Raw genomic sequence first — 25,038 nt, 5'->3', positions numbered from 1 at the left:
GGGAAGCATATATCTCATCAGGGACATCATGTACTGCAAGCCGGGCAAGGTGGGGCCGATGGTCGAGAAGTTCATCGCCATGTCGAAGCTCGGTGAAAAACTCGGCGGCCCGCGCATGAAGGTCATGACCGACATGTGCGCCGAGCAATACTGGACGGTGGTCGCCGAGATGGAGGTGCCGGACCTCAAGACGTTCGAGGAGATGATGTCGCCGAGGATGATGTCGGCCGACGATCGGAAGCAGTTCGAGGAAGTCATGAAGGGCTACCACGATCTGGTCGACCACGGCAAGCGGGAGATCTACACGATCGAGGGCTAACGGAAGGCGCGCCGCGCCGCGCGCCGAGACGCGGGCCTTGTGACCTCCAAACCATCCCATCACCTTGTGGCATCGCGAACGCGTGCTCCTTCGGGCGTCGTGTCGCGGCGCCTTTTCCAGGTACAATCCTCCCCGTTCCCGATTTGCCAGATGCGAATCCCTCTCATCGCCCTCGTCGCGCTCGGCGCAGCGCCGGCGGCGCGCCAGGCGCCTCCCGCTTCCCCGGCGGCGCCGTGCACCACGGCCACGACGGCCTGCGAACAATGGGTCATCTACGGCGCCGGCCCGGCACGCTCAATGGTGTACGCCACCTACGCGCTCCGAACGCCTAACGCCGCCATCACGCGTGCGCTGATCATGGTGCACGGCGCCGCGCGCAATGCCGACCATTATTTCCGGACTGCGACCGCCGCCGCGTTCCTCGACGGCGCGCTCGGGAACACGATCGTCGTCGCCCCGCACTTCATTGCCGAGCGCGACACGGCGCAGCCCAACGAGGTGCGGTGGCCGGAGCGCGGCGATACGTGGCGTTCTGGCGGCATGTCGCCCTCCAATCCCACGCTGTCCTCGTTCGATTTCATGGATGAGATCCTGCGCACGCTCGCCGACAAGAACGTGTTCCCCAACCTTGCCACGATCGTGGTCGCCGGACACTCGGCCGGCGGGCAGTTCGCGACGCGCTACGAGATGGCCAACAAGGTTGACGGCACGCTCGGCGTACGCATCAGGTACGTGGTGGCAAACCCGTCCAGCTATGCGTGGCCGGCGGCCGTGCGGCCGCTCCCCACGGGCGACGCCAGCCCCGATGCGGCGCTCGGCGAACCGTTAGGCAAGTTGGGCGAGACGGTGCATACGACGTACGCCTACGGACCGTTCGACTCGACCAGGGTGCCGCGCTACAACCACTGGCCGGCCGGTCTGGAAGATCGCCACGGCTACACTGCGCAGATGAGCGACGAGCAGCTCCGGAAGCAGCTGGCCGAGCGTACCACGACGTATCTGTTGGGACAGGTCGACGTCCTCCCATTAGGCGGCTTCGATTCGTCGCCGTCGGCGATGGCGCAGGGACCCACGCGCCGCGCGCGCGGTGAAGCGTTCTTCAAGTACGTCACCGAAACCCTCGGCGCCAAGACCGCAACGGCCATCATCGTGCCCGAGTGCGGACACAACGATCGATGCATCTACACGACGCGCGAGGTGTTCCCGGTGATCTTCCCGAAATAGCGCGGCGCGTCGCAATGCTCGAGCGCGATCAGGCATCGCGACTCGCTCCGCTAGCCGTCGACCAGCGCCCGATAAATGCGCGCGCTCTCCTCATCGAACAGACATGCGACGACCCGGTCGACCGCTGCCTCGTGGGCGCGCATCGCCGAGAGCGCGACCTGCGCCGCCAGTTCTTTCGGGAAACCGTATGCACCGGTGGAAATGGCGGGGAACGCGATCGATCGGATGTCTTGCTGTGCGCGTGCGAGCGCGAAGCTGCGCTCGTAGGCGCGGGCGAGCACCGCGGCTTCATCCCGATGTCCGCCGTGCCACACTGGGCCGACGGCATGGATCACATAGCGGGCGAGCAGACCAAAGCCCGGTGTGATCACCGCGTGGCCGGCGGGGCAGGGGCCCAGCGTCGTCGCGGCGCGCGCGAGCGCCGGTCCGGCGCGCCGGTGGATCGCGCCGTCCACGCCGCCGCCGCCCGCGAGGCCGCTGTTCGCGGCGTTTACGATCGCGTCCGTCGGCATCGTCGTGATGTCCGCGACCACCACTTCGATCATTGCTGCCTAACGGATTGCCGAAACCGCCGGCGATAACTGGCGCGCGTCGAATTCGACCACCAGCGGCGGGTTCTGGTTGAAATCGCTGTAGCGGATCCAGGTCGGACGCACGCGTACGTAGATGAGCCCGGGCCAGTTGGCACGCGAGCGGCCATCCGGCCACGCGCTGAAATACGCCGCGCGGATCCGCTCGCACTCCGGGCCAGTCGGCTCGTCCGCCACGCCTTCGTACTGCACCGTGCGTTCGTCGCCGGGCACCGCGCCGCCGATCACGAACGCGAGCCGCGGATTCGTGCGCAGATTCGCCACTTTGCGCGTCGAGTCGAGCGTGTCGAATACCACCTCGAGCGCATCGGTGACCGCGATGCCCACCACGGCCGCCTGAGCCGCGCTCGTCGCCGACACCGACGCTTGTACTGCGAGTTTGTTCCCCTGCATGAACGCGAGGAGCTCGGGCGTAGTCATGCGCACCACCGGAGGAAGGCTCCGCTACGATAGAATTGGCGGACATGGGGCGCAATCGCGGCGTGCTTCTGCATAGCCGCGCGCGTGTCCCAGCCCCATATTCCTCGCGGTCACGGACGTCACGTCGTCATCCTTTTCGCTCTATCGTCGAGGCCGTTTTCGTGCGCACGTCCATCTCTTGCCTGATCCTTTTCCTCCTCGCCGCGGCCGTCGCACCGGCCACGGCGCGCACGCAGTCGACCGATCTGTATTCGGACATGCACTGGCGCGAGATCGGCCCAACGCGGGCCGGCCGCGCACGCGCCGTATCGGGCGCGGCCAGCCAGCCCAACGTCGCCTACATCGGGTTCGACAACGGCGGCGTGTGGCGCTCGACCGACTACGGCTCGACCTGGACCCCCATCTTCGACAACCAGCCGACCGGCTCGATCGGGGCGATCGCGGTCGCGCCGTCCAACCCGAACATCATCTACGTCGGCACGGGCGCCGGCATCATTCGACCCGATCTGGCGACCGGCAACGGCATGTACAAATCCACCGACGCCGGCAAGACGTGGACGCACATCGGCCTCGACGACAGCCAGATGATCGCGGCCGTGGACGTCGACCCGTTCAATCCCGACCGCGTCTTCGTCGCCGCGCTCGGCCATCCCTACGGGCCTAACGAACAGCGCGGCGTGTTCCGATCGACCGATGGCGGTCACACGTTCACCAAAGTGTTGTACAAGGATGAGTACACGAGCGCCAACGACGTGCACATCGATCCGTCCAATCCGATGGTGGTGTACGCGTCGCTCTGGCAGCAGCAGGAGGAATTCCGCGAAGGCGGCGGGTTCGGCGGCAATTCGGGCGGCCTGTACAAGTCCACGGACGGCGGCACGACGTGGACCGAGCTCAAGGACGGACTGCCGCCGTCGGTGCTCGAGGCCAACATCGCGATTTCGCGCAGCAATCCGAACGTCGTCTACGCGATGGTCGCGCAGCCGTCCAACCGGCCGGGCGTCGTCGCGGCCGGCTACGGCGCCGGCGTGGTCGCGTTCTACAAGTCCAGCGACGCCGGCGCGCACTGGACGCTCGTCGATGGTCCCGGCCTAACGAGCCGCCCCGTCGACCCGCGCCCGTTGGTCCGCATCGGCGGGGGCGACCTGCCGACCATCATCGTCGATCCCAAGGATGAGAACGTGGTGTACAGCTCCTCCACGGTGCTCTGGCGCACCGAGGACGGCGGCATCACTTGGTCCGCCGTGCGCGGTGCGCCCGGCGGCGACGACTATCAGAAGACGTGGATCAATCCGCTCAACCCGAACATCATCATCCAGGTGAGCGACCAGGGCGGCGTGGTGTCCGCCAATCGCGGCCAGTCGTGGAGCAACTGGTACACGCAGCCGACGGCCGCGATGTATCACGTGTCTACCGACAACACGTTCGTGTACCGCGTCTGCGGCGGCCAGCAGGACTCGGGCTCCGCGTGCGTAAAGAGCCGCTCCGACGACGGCGAAATCACGTTCCACGACTGGCACCCGGTGAACATCCAGGAGTACGGGGTGGCCGCGCCCGATCCGCGCGACCCGGATCTCGTGTACGGCAGCATGCGGACCAACGTCTCGCTGTACAACCGCAAGACCGGCCAGACGACCTACGTCGGTCCCGACATGAGCGGGCCGGGGCCTAACGGGGACACGTACAATCGCAACGTCCGCACGATGCCCATCGTGTGGTCGCCCGAAGATGCCAACGTCCTCTACTACACCTCCAACGTCGTCTGGAAATCGGCCGACCACGCGCACTCGTGGACGCGCATCAGCCCCGATCTCGCCCGCCAGTCCTGGACCGTGCCCGCATCCGCCGGCAAGTACGCGACCGGCGTCACCGCGTCGCCGTTAGGCACGATCACCGCGCTCGCGCCGTCGCCGCGGTCCGCGCGCGTCCTCTGGGCCGGCACCGACGACGGCAACATCCAGGTCACCATGAACGGCGGCGTCACCTGGACCAACGTCACACCGCCCGCCATCAAACCGTGGACGCGCATCTTCAACATCGACGCCGGCCACTTCGACGATCGCACGGCGTACGCCGCCGCCAACACGATGCGAATCGACGACGCGAACCCCCACTTCTTCCGCACGCATGATGGCGGCAAGACGTGGACGGAAATCGACAACGGGATCGCGCCGGGCGCCGCGGCGAACTCGATTCGCGAAGATCCGCGGCAGAAAGGATTACTCTACGCGGCGACCGAGACCCAGGTCTGGGTGTCGTTCGACGATGGCGACCACTGGCAGTCGCTGCGCCTCAATATGCCGGCGATTTCCGTGCGCGACCTCCAGCTCAAGGACGACAGCGCCTGTCTCTGTTCCGACCTCATCGCCGGCACGCACGGCCGCGGCTTCTGGATTCTGGATGATGTGACGCCGCTCAGGCAGGAAGCGCAGGCACTGGCCGCGCAGGACGTGTACCTGTACAAGCCGGCGACCGCGGTCCGCGTGCGATTCGCCACCAACGACCCGACGCCGTGGCCGCCCGAGCTGCCGGCCGGCGAGAATCCGATGCCGGGCGGCATCATCGATTACTATCTCGCATCAGATGCGCCGACCGCGGTGACGCTCGACATCCTCGACGGGGCCGGGAAAGTCGTGCGCTCCTACTCGAGCGACGACTCGGTGCCGAACCCGGAACCCGCGACCGACCCGGCGGCCTACGACCTGGTGTGTCACGAGCGCCCAACGGCGCCCTACTGCGCGCTGCCGCTTTACTGGCCCGCGCCGCCGATCGTGCTGTCGACCAAGCGCGGCATGCACCGGTTCTCGTGGGACCTGCACTATCAGCCGGTGCCGGGCATGGCGTCGCCGTCCCGCGGCGACGAGGACGCGACCGGCGCCGTGCCGCACCACACGTACCCCCAGCCGTACGCCCCGTGGGCGCCCCCCGGCCGCTACACCGTGCGCCTAACGGTGAACGGCCGCAGCTACACGCAACCGCTCACGGTGCGCCTCGACCCGCGCGTCAAGACGCCCGCGCTGGGCCTCACCCGCCTCGCCGCGCTGTCGCGCGACATGTACGATCGCGCGGTCGCGACGCAGGCCGCGTACGACTCGGCGCGCGCGCTGGCTGAGCGCACCGACTCGACGAGCGCGTTGCGCGCCAAGCTCGACTCGTTGGCGCCGCCGCCGGCGACCGGCCCGCGCCAGTTCGCCTTCGGCCGGCGCGTCGCGCGCAACGCGCCGCCTACGCTGCAGAGCGCGAGCAGCTCGCTCATGGAAGCGGCAATGGCCATGCAGGGCGCCGAGACTACGCCGACGGCCGCGGAAGTGGCCGCCTGCGACCACGCCCGCGCGGAATCCGAGGCGGTGCTGGCGAAGTGGAAGGCATTGCGGGGAACGGCGCGCGCGACGCGTTAGGCCGCTGAGTATCACGGATGCGCCGCGCGCACTTGAATCGGCCCGGCGACGGGGTGAAGTGCAGGCTTCACGGGGCGGGCGTTGGTCGCTTGCGACCAGGTGACCAACGCAGCAAAGCACGGGTACAAGGGGTGGCCGCGTCACGGCCGCGACGCGGTTGGAACCATTCCACATCCACCGTACAGGTCCCATGCGCATCCTTTCGGTCCGTCCATGCTCCGTCGCCGGCGTGCTGACGTTGCTGGCCGCTTGCTCGAGTCAGTCGGCGACGTCGCCCAAGCCGCCAACGCTGCAACTGACGTCGGCGCAGGCGCAGGCCATGACGCAGCGACTCCAGCAAATCGCCGCGAGCAATCCGGGGATTTCCGATCTGGCAGATTCCATCATGGTCGGCATCCAGGCCGGCGTCGGCGTCAGCGCCATTAACCTGAGCGGCGATCTCGGCGCCGGCCCGTTCTACGCGTTCGGACTCAAGCGAGTGTTCTCCGGCTCGCCGGGCTTCGGACCCGAGTTCGACGTCCTGGCCTTCGACAATCCATCGGATCCGCAGACGTTCATGATCCTGGATGTCTTCGCGCCGGGCTCGGACGCGGCGAGCGGTTCGTTCGACGGTTCGTCGGGCACCAGCGCCACCGGATTCGTGTTTCAGGTCTCGGGCGACAGCAGCCTCACCTGGGCCCCGACGCAGGGCGTCGTCACCGTCACGGGCGACGGGCCTAACGGAGGCTGCGGCGCCTACCAGGCGCCGACCGGCGTCACGTGCGCCCAGGAAACCATGCACATCGCGTTCAACATCACGAGCACCGTTCCCGAGTTTGGCACGGGCGGCGCCGGGCCCACGGCGGCGTTTGCCGGCGCCGACGTCCAGGGCATCGTCCTCACGTTCGCGGCGGGCTCGCCGGTTCAGTAGGCCGGCCTGCGCATCGTGGCCCGGCAGACGGCCGGGCTCACGATGCGAACCGTGCGCCTAACTCTTCCACCGCCCGGTACAACGAATCGAACGACGGCACCACGAACAGCACCGGTTGGAAGTGGTCGATCTCGAACGGCTGCGCGATGACGGCATCGAGGCTGAACGGCCGCCGTTCGCAGGACGGGCCTAACGCGTTGGCCGCGTCGCCGTGGGAGGAGATGAGGCCGCTGCCGTAGACGTGCGGGCCTTCGCCCTCCTCGATCAGCCCGAATTCGACCGTGAACCAGAACAGCCGGGCGAGCGCTTCGGTTTCCTGTTCGTTCCGCGCGGCCGCGCCCAACTCGCCGAACCGCTGCAGGAAATCCGCGAAGATGGGCTCGGCGTGCAGGGGCACGTGGCCGAACACGTCGTGGAAAATGTCGGGCTCCGGCAGATAATCGAGCTGGCTTCGCGGCCGCACCGAGAGCGTCGTCGGGAAGCGGCGTTGCGCCAGACACCGGAAGAACTGGGCGGCGGGGATGAAGCCCGCCACGCCCACCGCGCGCCATCCCGTGCGCGCCCCGAGCCGTCGATTCACGTCGACGAGGTCCGGAACGCGATCCGATGCCAGGCCGATGCGCTCGATGCCGTTCAGGAACACCTCGCTCCCCGTGTCGCGCAGGGTCATCATCCGGCGCTCATACAGGATTTGCCACACCGCGTGCGATTCGCGGTCATAGCGGGCGTAATCCTGCTCGATGAACGCGGGAAGGTCGGCGTCCTCTGATGCGTCGTGCGGCGCGGCGGCGCTGCCGGTGTCTGCCTGCTGCATGGTCGTGCTCTCCTGCCTGAGGGGGACAAAAAAAGCGGCCCGTGGAACTTCCACGGGCCGCCGGGGATCTCATGTCGCAACTTGTTCAGTCGCGCACACGCCTCCGCTCGCGTCCCGTGGCTCGGGGCACGTAGTAATAGCGGTAGGAGTAGCTGCGCGGCGCGCGATTCATGGCTCGTACGGTAGGCGGCTAACCAGCGGATGTCAACGCCAAAAAACCGCTTGCGCATTGCGTTGCTCCTTCCGCCGGCCATCTTCAAGCACCCATTCCCAAGCCCAGGCTCTGCAATGAGACCACATCTGGTTCGCACGATCGCCGCGGCGGCGGTGTCACTCACCTGTGCGGCGCCGCTCGCTGCCCAACAGACGGGCGCCTCGCATCCGCTGGACCGCGCGAATCTCGACACGACGTGCGCGCCATGCACGGACTTCTACACCTTCGCCAACGGCGGCTGGATCGCGAAGACCAGCATACCGGCCGCCTACTCGTCCTGGGGGTCGTTCAACGAGCTGCAGGATCACAACACCAACGTGGTCCATCAGATCCTCGACGACGAAGCGGCAGCCGTGCGGGACCGGAAAGCCAAGCCCGGGACCAACGAATGGAAAGTCGGCACGTTCTACGATGCCTGCATGGACACGACGGCGATCGAAGCGTTAGGCACGAAGCCGATCGAGCCGCAGCTCCAGGAAATCGCCGCGATCAACAGCAGCGAGTCGCTGCGCGCCTCGTTGGGCAAACTCGACGCGCAGGCCGGCCTCGCGCCGTTCGGCTTCTTCGTGCGGCCCGACACCAAGAACTCGAGCGAAGAAATCGCCAACGCCGGCCAGGGTGGCTTGGGCCTGCCGGAGCGCGACTACTATTTCCGCACCGACGACAAGAGCAAGGCGCTCCGTGATGCCTACGTGGCGCACGTGACGACGATGCTCCAGCTCTCGGGCGAGAGCGAGAGCGAGGCGTCCGCGGATGCGCAGCAGATCATGGATCTCGAGACGAAGCTGGCCCAGGCCTCCATGCCGCGCGTCGCGATGCGCGATCCGAACGCGACCTATCACAAGATGCCGCTGTCGGACATGCAGAAGCTCACGCCCGACGTCGACCTGCAGGCTTTCCTCCATTCGTTAGGCGCACCGGTGGTGCGCGAGATCAACGTCGCCCAGCCGGCCTTCTTCAGCGCCGCGGATTCGCTCCTCACCAGCGTGCCCGTCGCGACGTGGAAGGCCTACCTCCGCTGGCACCTGCTGGACAACACGGCGGGCGCGCTGCCATCCAGGTTCGCCGATGAGAACTTCAAGTGGTCGCAGCACCTCACGGGCGCCAAGGAGCAGCTGCCGCGGTGGAAGCGCTGCGCCGCCACCGCCAACGGCGTGTTAGGCGAGGCCATCGGCCAGGAGTACGTCAAGCGCACGTTCACGCCCGCCGCGAAAGCGCGCGCGCTGGCGATGGTCGACAACCTCGTCGCCACGCTGCGCGCCGACATCCAGCAGCTGGCCTGGATGAGCGACAGCACGAAGCAGCGCGCCGTCGAGAAGCTCGATGCGTTCACGAAAAAGATCGGCTACCCCGACAAGTGGAAGGACTACAGCAAGCTCGAGGTGGAGCCCGGCCACTACCTGGCCAATCTCCGCCACGCCTCCGACTTCCGGCGCGCCGACAACTGGTCTCGCCTGGGCAAGCCGGTGGATCGCACCGAGTGGGGCATGACGCCTCCGACCGTCAACGCCTACTACAATCCGCAGATGAACGAGATCGTGTTCCCGGCCGGGATCCTGCAGCCGCCGTTCTTCGATCCGAACGCCGACGACGCCGTGAACTACGGCGCCATGGGCGCGGTGATCGGACACGAGATGACGCACGGCTTCGATGACGAGGGCCGCCAGTTCGATCCCAAGGGGAATCTCCGCGACTGGTGGACCGCCGAAGACGCGGCCAAGTACAACGCGCAGGCCAAGCTCGTCGTCGATCAGTTCAACAGCTACACCGTGGTCGACTCCGGCACGCACGTCAACGGCAAGCTGACGTTAGGCGAGAACATCGGCGACCTGGGCGGCCTCAAGATCGCGTACCTGGCCCTCGAGAAGTCGCTCAAGGACAAGGGGCGGCCCCCGCTCATCGACGGCTTCACGCCCGAGCAGCGCTTCTTCCTCAGTTGGGCGCAGGTGTGGCGCGAGCAGATGCGGCCGGAAATGCAGCGGACGCTCGTGAACGTCAACGAGCACGCGCCGAGTAAGTGGCGCGTGGATGGCCCGCTGTCGAACATGCCCGAGTTCAGGGCCGCGTGGGGCTGCAAGGACGGCGACCCGATGGTCCGCCCCGACAGCCTGCGCGCGCACATCTGGTAGTCGGTCGCTACGGCGATTGTCTGGCGAGGGTGATCGTGCCCTTGTAGGTCCGCACGGTCATCCTCGCCGCGCCTAACCCAAGCCGGAGGTGCAAGGCGCCGCCGCGTCCGTCCTGTCCGGCCACCGGCCGTACCTGCGTGAACCCGTTCGCGATCGTGCCCGTGATCGTCGACAGATCGAGGAGCGCCGACGCGGAATCCGGCAGCAGGAGCGCGACGCCGCCGGCGTGATTCGAAAATTCGAACACCGCGCCGGCCGGCGGCGCTCCCTCGAACGTGATGTCGCCATCCACCGAGACAAAGCGGCCGCGCGCCACGGCGGCGTGACGCACCTCGAGCGCGCCGCGCACCGTGGCCGCATCCAGATCTTCCGGCGCGCCGGCAATGGCGAGGCGGCCGCCGCCGGTCCGAGCCCGCACCCAGGGCGCCGTGACATCCAGCGCCACGTCGCCGGCCATCGACTCCACGTCGATGCTCGACACGGCTCCCGTTAGGCGAATGGGACCGGACACGCTGTAGAACCACCCCGACGCGTCGCGCCCGCCGATCGACGCGCTCACCGACTTCACCGAAACCTGGCTGCGGCGGGGCACCATTAGCACCACGGCCGAAGGGCGAACCGGCGTACCATCCGCATGATCCATGACGCCCACTTTCACCCCGCGTGCGTCGCCCGCGACATAGAACCGCTCGCCTCTCGCGATCGTGCCGAGAGCCTCGATCGAGTCCAAGTCCCACGCCAGCACCCGGATCGTGCCGGTCGGGAAAAACACCTTGACCGGCGCGGTCGGATCCAGGTGCTGTGCGCGAAGCCTGGGCGGCTCGCGCTGCGCGCTGGCATTGGCGGCCGCACAGCAGAAGGCGCAGGCGACAACCGCTATCGCGCGCCGCAACCCCATCGCTCCGGAAGGACCGCGGTCACGACGCATTGTGCATCCGCCTGAGCAGGTCCTGTTGTTGCCGATACGAGTCCGCGAGCATCTGCCGGAGGGCCGGATTGTTGGGATCCCGAGCGAGCGCGTCCTTGAGCTCCGCGATCGCCCGATCGATCACCCGGAGATCGCTGTCTGCGACGGCTGCCGTCGCCGGCGGCAGCATGGATTTCTCGAGCTCGATTTCGTCGAGCAGGCGCTGCACATCGGCCTGGCTCCCGCCGGCGGTATCCGAGATCGGCTGCACGCCGCGCTGCCCGTTAGGCACAGAGCGTCCGGCCGGCGGCGGCTGGCCGGCCGGTTCGTGCGGCCGCACCTCGAGCAGCAGCACGACGCACACCGCCGCGGCGGCCGCGCCGGCACCCATCCAGGCCGCCCGCCACGGACGCGCACGCCGCGCGGCGGCCGCGGACAGCGGCGCCACCTTGCCGCGCTCGATGCGGTCGCGAATCGCGGGCCACATCGCCTCGACCGCATCCTCAGGCACAGACGATGAGCGCACACGCGCCACCACGGCCCGGAGGCGCTCGACATCCGCCGCGCACTCGGCGCATCCCGCCACGTGCGACTCGAGCGCTCGGGCCCGCTCCGCGGGAGCGCTGCCGTCGGCCAGATCCTGGCGGTCCGCCTCGGTGAGATGGGTCATGCGCCGAGTATCCTCGAGAGATGGCGTCGCGCGCGCCAGAGCTGCGCGCGCGACGTGCCGGGCGCAATGCCCGTCATCGCCGCGATTTCCTCGTGCGAGTAGCCTTCGATGTCGTACAGCACGAGCACGATTCGCGCGCCGTTAGGCAGCCGGTCCAGTGCCGCCGCCACGTCGATCGCCGCCTCGGCGCGCTCGGCCGGTGTCGAGCCCGACGGCGCGACGTCGCCCGCCTGGTCGTCGAATCGGAGCGCGTCCCGGCGGCTGGCGCGCAGCCGCTCCAGGATCACGTTGATGCCCAACCGATGCAGCCACGTGCGCAGCGCGCTCTCCCCGCGAAACGATCCCAACTTTTCCCAGGCCCGCACGAATACGTCCTGGAGCGCGTCGCGCGCGTCCTGCTCGTTGCCTAACATGCGACGGCACAACGCGTGGATCGCCGGGGCGTGGACGCGGTACACGATCCCGAACGCGTCCACGTCCCCGGCGCGCGCCCGGCGCACCGCGTCGGCGACGGCCGAGTCGATTGTCGCCGCCGCCCACGCCGGCGGCGCAGGCGATTCATCCGTCATCTCGGTCGCCATGCGCGCACCCCGGATCGCGCGGCCGTGCGACGTCACGGCCACGCGCCGAGCCGCAGAGTGGTGCGTCATGATGCGATGAAACGGTCGCCGGAGGCAACTCGCGAGCGCCGCATCAGGGCCGCTGCGACGCGATCACTGCAAGCGTCGAGTCGATCTCGTGCGCCGCGACCGCGCGCGGAAGGCGATCGCCCGTTCCCGCGCGCATCGGCACGTCCACCGACGAGACGGCACCGGACCGGTCGAGCGACACGAGCGCCGTCGTCGACTTGGCCAACGTAATCCTGAGCAGCCACGCGCCCTCCGACGGCCATTGACGACGCAACGCAAATACGCCGGGCTCCGACGTGGCGTCGAACCAAAGCATCACCGTCTGACGTTGTCCGTTTACGATGCCCTCGGCGCTCCCGGCAAGATCGCGAGTCGTCGGCACGCCCTCGCGCATGGCGGCGTGCACGAGCAGCAACGCATCGCGGTTTGCGCGATCGTACGGATTCACCGGCCATTCAACGGACAACCACGGCGGCCACTTGAATGCAGCAACCGCGAAGGATGCCGCGCGGGACGACGCTGGTGTCGCCGCGGCGATCGCCGCAACGCACACAAGCGCCACTGTGACTGCGTTCCGTCGGCGGTTCATGAGACCTCCAGTCGAATTGAGTGCGTGGCCGGCAGACCAGTGAGGCGCCGGACGGCTGTATCGATTGGATGTCGCCTGTTCGCCAAACGCTTACGTGCTCACGCGCGGCGCGAACGAACAGTCAGCTCGCGCTCGCCGGCGAGCCGCTGCGCCGGTCTGAGGCGGCCGCGGCCGCCTGCATGAATGCGCCGACCACGGGATGCGAACGCCCGGCGAGCGCCGCACGCTCGGGTTGAAACAGCGTCGCAACGAAGAATGGATGGTCGGCCAATTCGACGGCGCGCGCAGCGCCGTCGTCGTCCGTCGCCGTGATGCGAAGGCTCGCGTGTGCGAAGCGTTCGGCGTGCCTCGGGTCGAGCCCGTAGTTGCAATGGTATGCCTCCGTCGCCGCCGCGCAACCATAGATCGCGCGCATTCGCGATCCCTCGGCCAGATGGACCCGGCCTTCCACTTCCACCAGTCCGCACGACAACGCCGTAATCAACGGGTCCTCGGCCTCCGGATTGCTTTCAGCGTGCTCCGCGTCCGTTAGGCCGAGGACCGATCGCGCGTATTCAAGGAGGGCATGCTGGAATCCGGCGCAGGTGCCGAGGAATGGGACGCCCGACCGGCGCGCGAATCCGATGGCCGCGAGCGCCGCATGCATGTTCGCGTACGGGCTCCCGGGGACGCACCACACGCCATCGGCACTCGTCAGTCGCGCGGCCATCTCCGGACCTGACGATCCGGTGTGCATCCACTGTGCTCGGACGACGCGCTGCACGTCGTGCGAGGCCCGCGCCAACGCCACGGGAATCGCGCGGTGCGCGAGGACCGCATCCGATCTGTCGCCGACGAGGACGATGCGAATCGATGATGGCATGCTGGCTCCGTAAAGCGTGCGCACGGGTCCGCCGCGCCGGAGATGCGGGGTGCGTCGCCTCTATTTGCTCGCCGACGGGCTGCCGCGCCAGAGCCAGGGCATCCGGCGCCGGCCGCGCCCACCACCTCGCATCTCCCAGCGGCGGCGCGCCACCGTCGCGCTTCGACGCCCATACCGAACAGGTGCCCGGCCACCGGATACCTTGACATCCGACAACATGCCCGTCTATGTTGTCGAACGACAAGGCATCACCCTTTCGACGGAATCGACATGGCTGACCGCGCCGATCTGCTGCAGGGTACTCTCGACCTCCTCGTCCTCAAGACGCTCGTGCTCGGGCCGCTCCATGGCTGGGCCATCTCGAAGCGTCTCCGTCAGCTTTCGGATGACGTGCTCGAGGTCGGGCAGGGGAGTCTCTATCCAGCGCTCTATCGACTCGAGGATCGCGGGTGGATTCGCGCCGAGTGGGGCACGAGTCCGGAAGCGGGCGGTCGACGCGCCAAGTTCTACAGCCTGACGGCGGACGGCCGCAAACAATTCGCTGCCGAACGCTCTCAGTGGCGGCTGTTCTCGACGGCAGTGGAGCGCGTACTCAAGGCGACGTGAGGGACTCGAGCATGGGCCTGTCCATTCGGAAGTTGGTGCGGCGCATCCGCGCGTTGGTGCGGCCCGGTGCGCTCGACCGCGAGCTCGATGAGGAGGTGCGGCTGCACGTGGCACTCGAGGCGAAGGAGCTCGAGCGGCTGCATCATCTGTCGCCAGCGGACGCGCGACGCCGGGCGTTGGTCGCGTTCGGCGGCATCGAGCGATACAAGGAGGCGCACCGCGACGCGCGCGGCACCCGGTGGCTCGACGAGTTGCAGCAGGACATCCGCTACGCGGCGCGCGCGCTCCGCCGCGGCCCGACGTTCACGATTTCCGCCGTCGCCATCCTTGCGTTAGGCATCGGCGCGTGCACGGCGGTGTTCAGCGTGCTCGACGCCGTCGTCATCTCGCACCTGCCGTATCCCAACGACGACCGCCTCGTGCAGATCTTCGAGCGCAACTCCCCCACCAACCAGTGGCCGTTGTCGGTCGCCGACTTCCAGGCCATCCAGGCGTGGCAGCGCAGCTTCACCGACGTCGGATTGCTGCGGCAGACCGACGTGTCCGTCGCCGCGGGCGGTGCGCCGCAGCGCCTGCCCGTTGGCTACGTGACGTCCGGCTTCCTGCGGACGTTGGGCGTGAAGCCGGCGGTCGGCCGCCCGCTGGGTCCAGCCGACGACGCGCCCGGCGCCCCGCCCGCGGCGGTCGTGACCCACCACTTCGCCGTCGAGCATCTGGGGGGCGACCGGGCTGCGTTAGGCAAGACCGTCGACGTCGATGACATCGCGTATTCCGTCGTCGGCGTGCTCGATGCGCGCTACACCTCGCTCGGCGGCCGCCGCGGCGAGGTGTGGCCCGACGCGCGGCTCAAACCGCCGGATCGCCGCGGCCCCTTCGGCATGGTCGTCATCGGCCGGCTCAAGGACGGCCTCACCATCGCCGATGCGGCTCGCGATCTCGAGCGCGTGAGCCGCCGCGAGTTCGTCGTGTGGCAGGCGAGCTTTCAGGACCACGACGCGAAGCTGGTCCCGGTTTCGCTGCGGCGCGTGATGCTCGGCGATGCCCCGAAGACGCTCGCTCTCTTCAGCGCGGCCGTCGTGCTCGTCATGCTCATCGCGGTGTCGAACGTGGCCGGCCTGATGCTGGTCCGCGCGGCCGGCCGGTGGCGCGAAGTGTCCCTGCGCGCGGTGCTCGGCGCCACGCGGGCGCGCGTGGCGCGCCTCCTGATCACGGAAAGCATCATGGTGTCGCTGGCCGGCGCCGCCGCCGGCGTCGCGTTAGGCACGTTGGGCGTGCGCGTCATGCTCGTCGTCGGGCCGCGGGTGTCGCGGCTCGCCGAGGCGCACGTCCACGTGCGGGCCATCGTGTTCGCCGTCGTGGTCGCGTTGATCTCGGGGCTCATCATCGGCGCCTATCCGGTGATCCATCTCGCCCGCGAACGCTCCGCCGCCGGCGTGCTCGGCGGCGAACGATCCGTGGGCGGCACGCGCGGCGCCCGCATGCTCCGCGCGGCATTCGTCGTCGCCGAATTCGCGCTGGCGCTTCCGCTCCTGGCGGCGGCGGCGCTGCTGCTCAACAGCGTCCTGCGCTTGCAGCGCACGAGTCCGGGCTTCGATCCATCGCACGTGCTCACAGTGAACGTGTCGCTGCCGTCCGCCAGATACTCGCCGATCAACGGGTCCGATACCGCGATCTCGTCGTACTGGACGCGTGCATTGAACGACGTCCGCGAGGTGCCGGGCGTCGTTGCCGCCGGGCTGGCCGATCAACTCCCGCTCTCCGGCGGCAATCTCAACGAAAACAATTTCGACCTCGTCGACAAACCAGTACCCGCGGGAACGGCGCAACCGGTAACACCATGGACCGTCGTCACAAAAGACTATTTCGCCGCGCTCGGCGTCCGCTTGTTGGACGGCCGCATGTTCCTGCCGTCCGATACCGGTGGACAGCATCCCGTGCTGCTGGTGAGCCGTTCCTGGGCGAATCGGTATTTTCCGGACGGCACGGCGATCGGTCGGAAGCTCGTCTCGGGCGGGTGCACGTCGTGTCCGCTCGTCACGGTCATTGGCATTGTTAGCGACGTGACATACACGCACCTCGGCGACCCGCCCGAGGGAGTGTACGAGCCGATGACGGAAGGCTGGGGACGCACGCTTGCGCTCGTGGTGCGTACCAGCGGGGATCCGGCCGCGGCGATTCCCGCGATCGGCGCGGCGCTGCGCTCGGTGGAACCGTCGGTGACCGTCGCCGATGCCCTGCCGATGGCGGACCGGTTGTCTGCATCGATCGCCGACCCGCGCCATGCGGCGTCGCTGGTCGCCGGTGTTGCGATCGTGGCGGCGCTGCTCGCGGCGATTGGCGTCTTCGGGACGCTCTCCTACACGGTGAGCATGCGCCGGCGGGAGATCGGCGTGCGGCTTGCGTTAGGCGCGCGGCGCCGCGCCGTGACCGGGATGATCGTCGGCCGCGGCATGGCGCACGCCGGGCTGGGCGCGGCCATCGGCGTGCTCGCCGCGCTCCTCGCCACGCGCTGGCTCAGGTCCAAGCTGTTCGAGGTGAGTCCCACGGACCCGCTGACGTTCGGGCTGGTGATCGTCGTGCTCCTGATGGTGGCCCTCGCCGCGAGCTGGGCGCCGGCCCGCCGCGCCGCGAGGATCGATCTGGCCGAGGCCATCCGAGACGCGTAGCCCGTTAGGCAGCTGGGGGCGCCGGCTCAAGCACCATCACGACGTGCAAGTGGCCTCCGAACATCCACGAGGCCGGCGCCGGATAGACGTCGCGCACCCGATCCCAATGCGTCACGTGCGCACCCGCGCGTTCTGCCATCTCCCACCACTGCCGCTCGGTCCAGTACCGAGGCGTCGGCCGGCCGTCGGCCAGGTCTAACGCGCGCAGGAGCAGCCGGTCGCCGCGACGCTTCACCAGCCGGTCGCACAGGATCACGCCGTGGCGCGCGACGCGCAGCGCCTCGCGCACCAGCCGCACGGGATCGGTCGCGCAGCGCAGCACGTCGGAGAGCACGACGTACGCGGCCGCGCCGTCGGGGAAGGGCAATCGATCGACCAGGCACGCCACCATCGGAACGGCGCCGCGGCGCGGCGGGGCCCGATCCGCGCCCAACGCAAGGCGCGCGGCGCCCGCCGACACCAGCGCCGCCACCCTGCCGTCGCCGCAGTCGATGTGCACGAACGGATGCGCGGCGTTCCTGTCGCCCCGCATGCCGTCGCGAAGTCGCATGATGCGCGAGACCGATGCGGCGACTGCACGCCCGTGCCGGTCCGGCGCGGCGTTCACGAGTTGGGTGGTCATTCCGCTGACGCTCTCCGGTGCGCTTCCACCATGATGACCGATACGGCGAGTTGCCCGGTGGTGTTTCGCTGACCTTCATCCTTGGACACCGCGTGGGGCCGTCGCGTTGCGACCGCACCGCCGACGGCGTGCGGATCGGGTTATCCCGAAGCTCAAACGACTGGAGCCGGCGTCCTGAATCGCCGGATCGCCCCGAGGCGACCCGCGCGCCTAACGAGCGCGCGGCAGGACCAGCGTGAAGGCCGACCCCACGTTCGGCTCGCTCTCTACCATCAGGTCGCCGCCCATCGCACGCGCCAGATCCCGGCTGATCGCCAGGCCTAACCCAGCGCCTTCGTCCGGCCGCGCGAACCCCCGGCCCACCTGCACGAACGGCTCGAAGATGTCCTCCAATCGGTCCGCCGGAATGCCCCGGCCCGTGTCGCGTATCGTGAGACGCGCGCGCTCCCCGGCCGCCGAACACGACCACGTGAGCCGGCCGCCCGGCGCCGTGTACTTCACCGCGTTGGACAACAAATTCAGAAGAATCTGTTCCACCTTCCTGCGGTCCGCGCGCGCGACTACCGCGTCGGGGCAATCCACTCGGTCCTCGATCAGCCGCCGCGCCGACACTTGCGGCGCCATCCGCTCGGTCACCTCGCGGACGACCTCCGACAGCACCACGTCGTCCAGCGAAAACGGAACCCGACCCGACTCGATCCGGCTGAAATTCAACAGATCGTTGATCAGGCCGAGCAGCTGAAGCTGACTCCCGCGAATGCGATCCACGTCGGACCGCTGCTCGTTCGTGAGCGGGCCACGCAACCCCATCGACAGCAACGATGCGTACCCGCCGATCGCGTTGAGCGGCGTGAGCAACTCGTGCGACATCGCCGCGAGAAAATCCGTCTTGGCGCGGTTCGCCGCATCCGCCTCCACCCGCCGGCGATCCAGCTCCACCGCCTGCGCGCTGATCTGATCGACCAAGTCGGCGAGATCCCGAGCGCGTTTCTCCGCCTCGATGCGCGCGGCGTCGCGAGCAGCCAGTTGCAGCGCGTGCTCATACTCCTGCCGCTCCATCTCACGCTGGGCCGTGAGATCTTGCAGCACGATGCCGAAACCAGCGAGCGTGTCATCTTGGTCGTGGAGAGCGGTGAAGATGACCTTCGCCCAGAATTGCGACCCATCCCGACGCACCCGCCATCCCTCACACTCGTAGCGCCCAACGGACATCGCCTGCTCGAGCTCGCGTGCCGGGAGGTTGCTGGCCAGGTCCGTCGTCGTGTACAAGCGAGACATCGGCTGGCCGATCATCTCGTTCGGCGCGAACCCCGTGCAATGCTCGGCGCCGAGATTCCAACTCAGAACCGTCGCGCGAGCATCCACGGCGTAGATCGCGAGATCCGCGATGTGCTCGACGAACATGCACACCAGATCCTGTGCCCGTCGTGCATCGGATCGCCGTCGGCCGCTTTTTTTGGTGTGGCTGCCGCTGCCACGAGCGGCCTTCTTCGATGCACGATTCACGACTCGCCTGCCAGATGCCGGTTCGCCCCGCGCACGCCGCCCCCGCCGCATCACTCTCGTCCTGCCACTTGGCTTGGGGACGCCGGCCTCGACGGCCATCGAGCGAGAAATGGGCCATCGGTCACACTTTGGCTAAGCGGCCGACACCCCGCCGCCGGGGCGTTATCGCGTGCGAGCGTAAATCAGGTCGATCAGTTCGTCGTACATCGCGTTCGCTTCGCTGTTGCCGGCGCGGATCGCCTGAGTCGCACAATGCTTGAGGTGGTTGCGCATGAGTTCCTTTCCGACCGCGCGCAACGCCTCTTGCACCGACGAGATCTGCGTCATGATGTCCGCGCAGTAGCGATCCTGCTCGACCATGCGCTGCAGCCCCCGGACCTGGCCTTCGATCCGGCGCAGTCGAGTCAGGTTGCGCGCTTTCAGATCCGGTTCGACGTGTCGCGCGGTCTTGGGCATGGGGACGCCTCGAGTGAATGCGTGTGATGTGCCGCCGCGCTAGTCGAGCCGAGCGCGCCGGAGTCGGAGGCTGTTCGCCACGACGCTAACGGAACTGAATGCCATGGCGGCGCTGGCAATGACGGGACTGAGGAGGATCCCGAACGCCGGGTACAACACGCCCGCCGCGATCGGGATGCCGACGACATTGTAGGCGAATGCCCAACCGAGGTTTTCGCGCATCGTCGCCATGGTGCGCCGCGAGAGAGCGATCGCGGTGACCACGCCCTCGACGCCGCCGCGCATGAGCGTGATGTCGCTCGCCTCGGCGGCGACATCGGTTCCGGCTCCCCACCCGATGGCAATGCCCACGTCGGCGCGCGCCAGGGCCGGCGCATCGTTGACGCCATCGCCGACCATCGCCACCGCGCCGAGCGTCTCGCGCCCGAGCCGCTCGATCTCGGCCACCTTGCCTTCGGGCAGGAGGCCGGCCACGACGCGATCGATTCCGGCCGCGCGTGCGATGGCGTGTGCCGTCCGCGGGTTGTCGCCGGTGAGCATGACGACGTCGATGCCTAACGCGCGCAGCCGCGCGATGGCGCCGCGCGATGTCGGGCGCACCGGGTCGGCGACGGCGATCAGCCCGGCCAGTATGTCGTCCACGGCGACGTACACCAGGCTCTTCCCGTCGTCCGTAAGGCGCGCGGCCGCCTCGGCGAGCGGCGCCACGTCGATCCCGGCCGCGGCCATGAGCGCGGCGTTCCCGACGGCGACCTGCTTGCCCTCGACCGACCCCAGCGCGCCCTGTCCGGGAATCGAACGGAAGTCGGCCGCTTCGCCTAACGGATCGGACGCCGACGCGCGCGCGACGATCGCGCCGGCCACCGGGTGCTCGCTCGAGCGCTCCACGGCGGCGGCCCGCCTCACGATCTCGGCTGCCGGCCAGGAGCCCCCGGGTGCCGGTACGACATCGGTCACTGCAGGCCTGCCCTCGGTGATGGTGCCGGTCTTGTCCAGCACCACCGTGCGCACATCGCCCGCGCGCTGCAGCGCCGCGCCGCCCTTGATCAGGAGACCGGACTGCGCCGCGCGCCCGGTCGCCACCATCACGGCCGTCGGCACCGCGAGGCCCATCGCGCACGGACACGCAATCACCAGCACCGCGATCGCCGCGGCAAACGCGCGCACGGCGGCGGTCGCGCCGGCGCCAGCGCCATTCAGCGCGACGAACCAGACCACGAACGTCACCACCGCAATCTCGAGCACGACCGGGACGAACACCGCGCTCACCCGATCCGCCAGGGCCTGAATCGGCGCGCGCGTTGCCTGCGCGTCGCGGACCATCCGGACGATGCGCGACAGCACGCTGTCAGCGCCCAACGCCGTGGCGCGATACCGGAACGCGCCGGCCCCGTTGATCGTCGCGCCGATGACGGCGTCGCCGGGACGCTTGTCGACCGGCATCGATTCGCCGGTCAGCATCGACTCGTCGACGGCGCTTTCACCCGCCACGAGGAGTCCGTCGACTGGAATGCGCTCCCCGGGCCGCACCGCGAGGATGTCGCCGGATCGCACCTCGTGTACCGGTACGTCGTGCTCTTCGCCATCCACGACGACGCGCGCCCGTGGCGGCTGCAGCGCGGCCAGCGCGTGCAGCGCCGCCGACGTCCGCTGCGTGGCGCGCGCCTCGATGGCGTTGCCTAACAGAATCAGCGCGATGATGAACGTCACCGCCTCGTAGTACACGTCGGCCGGCACGCCGTGCGCCACGAAGAAGCCCGGGGCCAGCGTCGCCGCCAGCGAGTAGAGGAACGCCGCCCCGGTGCCGACGGCGATCAGCGTGTTCATGTCGGCGCCGCGATGCCGAAACGCACTCCATGCGCGCGTGTAAAATTCGCGCCCCGCCCACCCCATGACGGCGACCGTCAGCGCGAGGAGAACGCCGAGCAGCACAGCTTTCGGGGCGGCGAACAACCACGGCGCGGCCGCCGACACGGCCGGCGTGAGCACGGCCATCGACCAGCGCATGAAGGGATCGACCGATGCGGCGGAACCGGCCATCGCGCCCCCGCCTAACGCCATCGACAGCACCATCGAGACACACGCGGCGGCGAGCGCGAGCCCGGCGCGCCATGCCGACCGTCGCGCGCCGGCTTCGTGCGAGTGCAGGTGCACCGTGTGCGCCGATTCCTCGGCCGGCAGCTCGGCGCCGTAGCCGGTGGCACGGACCGTATCCACCAGGTCGCCGGCGGTCGCCTGATGCGGATCGAACGTGATCGTGGCGCTGCCCAACAGCAGATTCACCGCCGCCTCTTCGACGCCCGGGCGCGCCTGGAGCGCGCGCTGCACGCGGCTCGAGCACGCGGCGCACGTCATCCCGGAGACCGGAATGATGACGGTCTCGCACGCCGGGTGTGTCGCGGCGCCCATGTCAGCGCCCCGAGAACGGCCGGAAATACCAGTGGATCCAGGCCACGGCCGCGATGCCTAACGCAATGACGATCACCGATGCCGGGCTCATGCCGCCCCCGGCGCTCCGGCATCGTCGCGCGGCACGTAGCCCTCGGCGCGCACGGCGGCGCGGATGCGGTCGAGCGAGGCCGCGCCCGCGTCGTAGGCGAGCGTCGCCGAGCCGAGCTCGATCTGTTCCACGGTCACGCCCGGCACTGCGCCTAACGCGCGGCGGACCGCGGCCACGCAGTGGCCGCACGACATGCCGTCGATCAGGATGGTCACCCGTTCCATAACGCTGCTCCGAAGAAAGAGGATACCCCCACGGGGTACCTCCGAAGCATCGATACCCCGGGGGCCTATGTCAAGCCCTGGGGCCGCGTCACGCCGCGGACTTGCGCCGCGCCAGCCGGAAGGCGATGTCGCGGCCGAGCTCCGTGCCGCCCGACACGCCGCCCATCGCCAGACTCACCCACAACAACGCCATGCTCTCGAGCACCCGCGCGCGCGACAACGGACCGGCGTCGATCGGCTCGAACCCCAGCTCCGCCGCGAGCCCGTGCGCGACGCGCTTGGCCGACGCATCGTCGCCGCAATAAAACATCGTCGCCGGCCCCTCGGGAAACACCGGGTTCGCCATGATGTTGAATCCGGTCGTGTTGAACGCTTTCACGACGCGCGCGCCCGGCGCCCACGACGCCACCGCCTCCCCGGCCGAGCCGCCGTCCGGGACATCGAGGCCCGTTAGGCCTGGAGCGAATGGATTCGTGCAGTCGATCACGATCTTGCCCGTGAGCGGGCCGGCCGACTGCACCGCCTCCTGCGTCGCCTTCCACGGCGTGGCGAACACCACCACCTCGGCGTCGCGCGCCGCGTCCCGCACCGGAAGGGCGCGCGCGGCGCCGCCCGACCCTTCGATGAACTCGCCTAACTGTGCATCCGGCTCGTCGCCGGGTCGCAATCCGAATACCACCGTGTGGCGCGCGTCGTTCGCCGTCGCCCACCGGCGACCCAGCGTCCCGCCCACGTGCCCTGCCCCAATGATCGCTATGCGCATGACCCCCCGCTCTCCACTCACACTCCCGATGAAAGGCGCGCCCCGGGGCGCGCTTGACAGACCGATCCGCCGCCGCACACCTTCGCCGGCGCCATTCCCGAATGTAACCCCGTGTGCTGCAGACCCGCGAAGCGGGTCGGCCTAACGAAACAGGAGGGAGATCCACGTGACCGGTCCGTCGGCTCGCCCGCCAGACATGCCCGCGATGCGCAGTCTCCGCGCGCTCCGCGGCGCCACCACCGTCGACCGCGACAGCGCCGCGGATCTGCTCGGCGCCGCCGCCGAGCTCCTGCGCGCGCTGCTCGACCGCAACGCCCTCGGCGTCGGCGACGTCGTCAGCATCATTTTCACCACCACCCGGGACCTATCCAGCGCCGATCCGTCCCGGGCCGCCCGCGAGCTCGGCTGGGACCATGTTCCCGTGCTGTGCATGTCCGAGATTTCGGTGCCGACGGGACTCGCCCGATGCGTGCGCGTGCTCATGCACGTGGATGTCCCGCGCGAACGCGCACGGCCGCTCCCCATCTACCTGCGAAAGGCGGCTTCGCTCCGCCCGGACCTCGCGTCCCGGGCCTGACCCCGTCAACCCGTCAGGAGTTCCCGGATCGAACGCATTTTCACTTCGACGCCGGCCATGAGCGCAAATCCCGTCACGCGAAGCACGCGATCATTGCCCGCCGCGCTCGCTTGCGCACGCTGATGCACCTCGAACGCACCCATGAACGCCGAGCCGGTGCACTCGACACGTACCCCCGGCGGAACGAAAATCTCGACCCCTGCCATTACGGCCGTGATTTCGATTTCGGACACGCCCGGAGCGATGATGGCCTCGCGGAGATCGAGGACGATGCCGCCCATCACCGTGAGCACCTTCAGGTGACGCGGCACCGGCCACGGACCGCGTCGCGTGTGCCCGCTCATGATACCGATGAGCACGTCTCGGTCCGGCACGCTGAGCGGAAGCGCGTTCGGGGCAGCAGATGCAACCGCCGAAGTCGCTGCGACGGGCTCATCCGGCAGCACCGGCAGGCCGGCCACCAGCGCATCGAGCTCGGCCACGGATGGCGCCTTGTACGCGCGATCGATGCGCTGCTCGAGCTCGTCCATCGTGAGATGGTTGCTCGCGAAGTGCGTGCACAACCGCTGCACGATTTGCTCGCGCTGTATCGCTGTCGGCGCGAGTGAGATCGCGGAAGGATCGGGGCACATGAGGCGTCTCGTGGATCGGTCAGCAGCGAAAGCTACACGACCAACCCCGCGCGCAACATGATCTCGCCCGGCGCCCGGAGGACGCCGGCCGGCGCGGCGTCACACGGGCGCCGCGGACCGCGCGCCGGAAGGACGCGCGGCCGGTCCTGCTGCCTAACGCATCGAGACGATGTTGTCGCCGCCGGCGATGATCACGAAATCATCGCGGCGATTCTGCGAATAACAGTCCTCGGAGTCCTGCGAGCACACGGGGCGCTCGTGACCGTACGAGATGATGTCGATGCGGCCGGCGTCGATGCCGAAATCCGTCAGATAGCGCTTCGCCGCCGCCGCGCGCCGCTGGCCGAGCGCGAGATTGTACTCTTCCGATCCGCGATCGTCACAATTGCCCTCGATGCGAATGCGCATGTTCGGATTGGCGCGCAGGATCGGCAGCTTCGCATCCAGCACCGCCTTGTCGTCCGTGCGAATGTCGGACTTGTCGAACTCGAAGTGGATGCGCGCCTCGATCGCCGATCGTGCCTGCGCCATGCGCGCCTGCGCAGCTTGTGCGCTGTCGGCGCTGTGATCCGCCGGCGGCGTCGCCGGTGCGGGCGCCGGAGCCGGTGCAGGCGCCGGTGCAGGCGCTTGCGCGACTTGTTGCGGCGCATGGTGGCAGGCCGACAGCATCGTCGAAACGGCGAGCAGCGCCGCGGGGGCGAGGCTCTTGCGGGACATAGTACAGCGCTCCTGTGGGGTGGGGACTTGACGGCAGTTGAATGGGACCCAATCTATTTTATTGGACGAGTCACGCAACGGGACATCACACGTC

The 25,038-nt window shown here is 68.7% G+C and carries 24 protein-coding genes; 8 read left to right on the top strand and 16 right to left on the bottom strand.

Features of this window, described 5'->3' with window-relative positions:
• Nucleotides 1-28: 28 nt before the first annotated feature.
• Both VFW04_05880 and VFW04_05875 read left to right on the top strand, forming a co-directional pair.
• Nucleotides 29-319, top strand: coding sequence for a hypothetical protein (locus VFW04_05880; protein HEX5178837.1), 291 nt, complete (start codon nucleotides 29-31; stop codon nucleotides 317-319).
• Nucleotides 320-469: 150 nt separating this feature from the next.
• Nucleotides 470-1,543, top strand: coding sequence for an alpha/beta fold hydrolase (locus tag VFW04_05875; protein HEX5178836.1), 1,074 nt, complete (start codon nucleotides 470-472; stop codon nucleotides 1,541-1,543).
• A 50-nt stretch (nucleotides 1,544-1,593) separates the two neighbouring features.
• Here VFW04_05875 and VFW04_05870 read toward each other — a convergent pair whose 3' ends face one another.
• Together VFW04_05870 and VFW04_05865 are read right to left on the bottom strand one after the other, a co-directional pair.
• Nucleotides 1,594-2,088, bottom strand: a complete 495-nt coding sequence (locus VFW04_05870) for a macro domain-containing protein (protein HEX5178835.1) — start codon at nucleotides 2,086-2,088, stop codon at nucleotides 1,594-1,596.
• A 6-nt stretch (nucleotides 2,089-2,094) separates the two neighbouring features.
• Nucleotides 2,095-2,553, bottom strand: coding sequence for a pyridoxamine 5'-phosphate oxidase family protein (locus VFW04_05865; protein ID HEX5178834.1), 459 nt, complete (start codon nucleotides 2,551-2,553; stop codon nucleotides 2,095-2,097).
• Nucleotides 2,554-2,714: 161 nt separating this feature from the next.
• Here VFW04_05865 and VFW04_05860 point away from each other — a divergent pair, with 161 nt between their 5' ends.
• Both VFW04_05860 and VFW04_05855 read left to right on the top strand, forming a co-directional pair.
• Entirely contained in the window at nucleotides 2,715-5,951 is a 3,237-nt protein-coding gene (locus VFW04_05860; protein ID HEX5178833.1) for a hypothetical protein, read from the top strand.
• A gap of 190 nt (nucleotides 5,952-6,141) precedes the next feature.
• A complete protein-coding gene (locus VFW04_05855; protein ID HEX5178832.1) occupies nucleotides 6,142-6,861 on the top strand; it encodes a hypothetical protein in 720 nt (239 codons plus the stop codon).
• Nucleotides 6,862-6,898: 37 nt separating this feature from the next.
• Here the strand turns inward: VFW04_05855 and VFW04_05850 are convergent, their stop codons facing one another.
• The gene (locus VFW04_05850) at nucleotides 6,899-7,675 is read right to left on the bottom strand and encodes a phenylalanine 4-monooxygenase (protein ID HEX5178831.1); all 777 of its coding nucleotides are present in this window, start codon (nucleotides 7,673-7,675) and stop codon (nucleotides 6,899-6,901) included.
• A gap of 288 nt (nucleotides 7,676-7,963) precedes the next feature.
• Here VFW04_05850 and VFW04_05845 point away from each other — a divergent pair, with 288 nt between their 5' ends.
• Nucleotides 7,964-10,018 carry a M13 family metallopeptidase gene (locus tag VFW04_05845; protein ID HEX5178830.1) on the top strand — a complete coding sequence of 685 codons (2,055 nt, stop codon included), beginning with the start codon at nucleotides 7,964-7,966 and terminating at the stop codon, nucleotides 10,016-10,018.
• Nucleotides 10,019-10,025: 7 nt separating this feature from the next.
• Here VFW04_05845 and VFW04_05840 read toward each other — a convergent pair whose 3' ends face one another.
• The 5 genes from VFW04_05840 to VFW04_05820 all read right to left on the bottom strand — a co-directional run bounded on the left by VFW04_05840 (nucleotide 10,026) and on the right by VFW04_05820 (nucleotide 13,675).
• Entirely contained in the window at nucleotides 10,026-10,946 is a 921-nt protein-coding gene (locus VFW04_05840) for a hypothetical protein (protein ID HEX5178829.1), read from the bottom strand.
• Nucleotides 10,936-11,595 carry a hypothetical protein gene (locus VFW04_05835; protein HEX5178828.1) on the bottom strand — a complete coding sequence of 220 codons (660 nt, stop codon included), beginning with the start codon at nucleotides 11,593-11,595 and terminating at the stop codon, nucleotides 10,936-10,938. Before VFW04_05835 ends, VFW04_05840 begins: the two co-directional genes overlap by 11 nt.
• Complete coding sequence (locus VFW04_05830) at nucleotides 11,592-12,245, bottom strand: sigma-70 family RNA polymerase sigma factor (protein ID HEX5178827.1); 654 nt, start codon at nucleotides 12,243-12,245, stop codon at nucleotides 11,592-11,594. Before VFW04_05830 ends, VFW04_05835 begins: the two co-directional genes overlap by 4 nt.
• A gap of 43 nt (nucleotides 12,246-12,288) precedes the next feature.
• Nucleotides 12,289-12,813 carry a hypothetical protein gene (locus tag VFW04_05825; protein ID HEX5178826.1) on the bottom strand — a complete coding sequence of 175 codons (525 nt, stop codon included), beginning with the start codon at nucleotides 12,811-12,813 and terminating at the stop codon, nucleotides 12,289-12,291.
• A gap of 121 nt (nucleotides 12,814-12,934) precedes the next feature.
• Nucleotides 12,935-13,675, bottom strand: coding sequence for a hypothetical protein (locus tag VFW04_05820; protein ID HEX5178825.1), 741 nt, complete (start codon nucleotides 13,673-13,675; stop codon nucleotides 12,935-12,937).
• 270 nt (nucleotides 13,676-13,945) lie between these two features.
• Between VFW04_05820 and VFW04_05815 the strand changes: the two genes are divergently transcribed.
• Together VFW04_05815 and VFW04_05810 are read left to right on the top strand one after the other, a co-directional pair.
• The gene (locus VFW04_05815; protein HEX5178824.1) at nucleotides 13,946-14,281 is read left to right on the top strand and encodes a PadR family transcriptional regulator; all 336 of its coding nucleotides are present in this window, start codon (nucleotides 13,946-13,948) and stop codon (nucleotides 14,279-14,281) included.
• Between the two features lie 11 nt (nucleotides 14,282-14,292).
• Nucleotides 14,293-16,947 carry an ABC transporter permease gene (locus tag VFW04_05810; protein HEX5178823.1) on the top strand — a complete coding sequence of 885 codons (2,655 nt, stop codon included), beginning with the start codon at nucleotides 14,293-14,295 and terminating at the stop codon, nucleotides 16,945-16,947.
• A gap of 4 nt (nucleotides 16,948-16,951) precedes the next feature.
• On the opposite strand, the gene VFW04_05805 is transcribed toward VFW04_05810, so the two are convergent.
• The 6 genes from VFW04_05805 to VFW04_05780 form a co-directional block, all read right to left on the bottom strand.
• A complete protein-coding gene (locus tag VFW04_05805) occupies nucleotides 16,952-17,569 on the bottom strand; it encodes a methyltransferase domain-containing protein (GenBank protein ID HEX5178822.1) in 618 nt (205 codons plus the stop codon).
• Nucleotides 17,570-17,779: 210 nt separating this feature from the next.
• Nucleotides 17,780-18,973: a PAS domain-containing sensor histidine kinase gene (locus tag VFW04_05800; protein HEX5178821.1), complete on the bottom strand. Its 1,194-nt coding sequence runs from the start codon at nucleotides 18,971-18,973 to the stop codon at nucleotides 17,780-17,782.
• Nucleotides 18,974-19,237: 264 nt separating this feature from the next.
• Nucleotides 19,238-19,531 (bottom strand): metal-sensitive transcriptional regulator, encoded by a 294-nt coding sequence (locus VFW04_05795; protein ID HEX5178820.1) that lies wholly within the window; start codon nucleotides 19,529-19,531, stop codon nucleotides 19,238-19,240.
• 39 nt (nucleotides 19,532-19,570) lie between these two features.
• Nucleotides 19,571-21,940: a heavy metal translocating P-type ATPase gene (locus tag VFW04_05790; protein ID HEX5178819.1), complete on the bottom strand. Its 2,370-nt coding sequence runs from the start codon at nucleotides 21,938-21,940 to the stop codon at nucleotides 19,571-19,573.
• Nucleotides 21,941-22,027: 87 nt separating this feature from the next.
• The gene (locus VFW04_05785; protein HEX5178818.1) at nucleotides 22,028-22,255 is read right to left on the bottom strand and encodes a heavy-metal-associated domain-containing protein; all 228 of its coding nucleotides are present in this window, start codon (nucleotides 22,253-22,255) and stop codon (nucleotides 22,028-22,030) included.
• Nucleotides 22,256-22,343: 88 nt separating this feature from the next.
• Nucleotides 22,344-23,018, bottom strand: a complete 675-nt coding sequence (locus VFW04_05780; protein ID HEX5178817.1) for an NADPH-dependent F420 reductase — start codon at nucleotides 23,016-23,018, stop codon at nucleotides 22,344-22,346.
• A gap of 166 nt (nucleotides 23,019-23,184) precedes the next feature.
• On the opposite strand from VFW04_05780, the gene aroH reads away from it, so the two are divergent.
• Nucleotides 23,185-23,595 (top strand): chorismate mutase, encoded by a 411-nt coding sequence (gene aroH, locus VFW04_05775; protein HEX5178816.1) that lies wholly within the window; start codon nucleotides 23,185-23,187, stop codon nucleotides 23,593-23,595.
• 5 nt (nucleotides 23,596-23,600) lie between these two features.
• Here aroH and VFW04_05770 read toward each other — a convergent pair whose 3' ends face one another.
• Together VFW04_05770 and pal are read right to left on the bottom strand one after the other, a co-directional pair.
• Nucleotides 23,601-24,227, bottom strand: a complete 627-nt coding sequence (locus VFW04_05770; protein ID HEX5178815.1) for a DUF1707 domain-containing protein — start codon at nucleotides 24,225-24,227, stop codon at nucleotides 23,601-23,603.
• Between the two features lie 153 nt (nucleotides 24,228-24,380).
• Nucleotides 24,381-24,944: a peptidoglycan-associated lipoprotein Pal gene (pal, locus tag VFW04_05765; GenBank protein HEX5178814.1), complete on the bottom strand. Its 564-nt coding sequence runs from the start codon at nucleotides 24,942-24,944 to the stop codon at nucleotides 24,381-24,383.
• Nucleotides 24,945-25,038: the final 94 nt, after the last annotated feature.

The organism is Gemmatimonadaceae bacterium, assembly GCA_036273715.1.
In the GTDB taxonomy this organism is placed as follows: domain Bacteria; phylum Gemmatimonadota; class Gemmatimonadetes; order Gemmatimonadales; family Gemmatimonadaceae; genus JADGGM01.
The sequence above is the reverse complement of the archived record's forward strand: the minus strand, read 5'-3'. Positions and strand labels throughout refer to the sequence as shown.

Bases quoted from the DNA above. Each gene is read 5' to 3' on its own strand.
- VFW04_05880 (HEX5178837.1), top strand. From the start codon at position 29: ATGTACTGCAAGCCGGGCAAGGTGGGGCCGATGGTCGAGAAGTTCATC.
- VFW04_05875 (HEX5178836.1), top strand. From the start codon at position 470: ATGCGAATCCCTCTCATCGCCCTCGTCGCGCTCGGCGCAGCGCCGGCG.
- VFW04_05870 (HEX5178835.1), bottom strand. From the start codon at position 2,088: ATGATCGAAGTGGTGGTCGCGGACATCACGACGATGCCGACGGACGCG.
- VFW04_05865 (HEX5178834.1), bottom strand. From the start codon at position 2,553: ATGACTACGCCCGAGCTCCTCGCGTTCATGCAGGGGAACAAACTCGCA.
- VFW04_05855 (HEX5178832.1), top strand. From the start codon at position 6,142: ATGCGCATCCTTTCGGTCCGTCCATGCTCCGTCGCCGGCGTGCTGACG.
- VFW04_05850 (HEX5178831.1), bottom strand. From the start codon at position 7,675: ATGCAGCAGGCAGACACCGGCAGCGCCGCCGCGCCGCACGACGCATCA.
- VFW04_05845 (HEX5178830.1), top strand. From the start codon at position 7,964: ATGAGACCACATCTGGTTCGCACGATCGCCGCGGCGGCGGTGTCACTC.
- VFW04_05840 (HEX5178829.1), bottom strand. From the start codon at position 10,946: ATGCGTCGTGACCGCGGTCCTTCCGGAGCGATGGGGTTGCGGCGCGCG.
- VFW04_05835 (HEX5178828.1), bottom strand. From the start codon at position 11,595: ATGACCCATCTCACCGAGGCGGACCGCCAGGATCTGGCCGACGGCAGC.
- VFW04_05830 (HEX5178827.1), bottom strand. From the start codon at position 12,245: ATGACGCACCACTCTGCGGCTCGGCGCGTGGCCGTGACGTCGCACGGC.
- VFW04_05825 (HEX5178826.1), bottom strand. From the start codon at position 12,813: ATGAACCGCCGACGGAACGCAGTCACAGTGGCGCTTGTGTGCGTTGCG.
- VFW04_05820 (HEX5178825.1), bottom strand. From the start codon at position 13,675: ATGCCATCATCGATTCGCATCGTCCTCGTCGGCGACAGATCGGATGCG.
- VFW04_05815 (HEX5178824.1), top strand. From the start codon at position 13,946: ATGGCTGACCGCGCCGATCTGCTGCAGGGTACTCTCGACCTCCTCGTC.
- VFW04_05810 (HEX5178823.1), top strand. From the start codon at position 14,293: ATGGGCCTGTCCATTCGGAAGTTGGTGCGGCGCATCCGCGCGTTGGTG.
- VFW04_05805 (HEX5178822.1), bottom strand. From the start codon at position 17,569: ATGACCACCCAACTCGTGAACGCCGCGCCGGACCGGCACGGGCGTGCA.
- VFW04_05800 (HEX5178821.1), bottom strand. From the start codon at position 18,973: ATGTTCGTCGAGCACATCGCGGATCTCGCGATCTACGCCGTGGATGCT.
- VFW04_05795 (HEX5178820.1), bottom strand. From the start codon at position 19,531: ATGCCCAAGACCGCGCGACACGTCGAACCGGATCTGAAAGCGCGCAAC.
- VFW04_05790 (HEX5178819.1), bottom strand. From the start codon at position 21,940: ATGGGCGCCGCGACACACCCGGCGTGCGAGACCGTCATCATTCCGGTC.
- VFW04_05785 (HEX5178818.1), bottom strand. From the start codon at position 22,255: ATGGAACGGGTGACCATCCTGATCGACGGCATGTCGTGCGGCCACTGC.
- VFW04_05780 (HEX5178817.1), bottom strand. From the start codon at position 23,018: ATGCGCATAGCGATCATTGGGGCAGGGCACGTGGGCGGGACGCTGGGT.
- VFW04_05770 (HEX5178815.1), bottom strand. From the start codon at position 24,227: ATGTGCCCCGATCCTTCCGCGATCTCACTCGCGCCGACAGCGATACAG.
- pal (HEX5178814.1), bottom strand. From the start codon at position 24,944: ATGTCCCGCAAGAGCCTCGCCCCCGCGGCGCTGCTCGCCGTTTCGACG.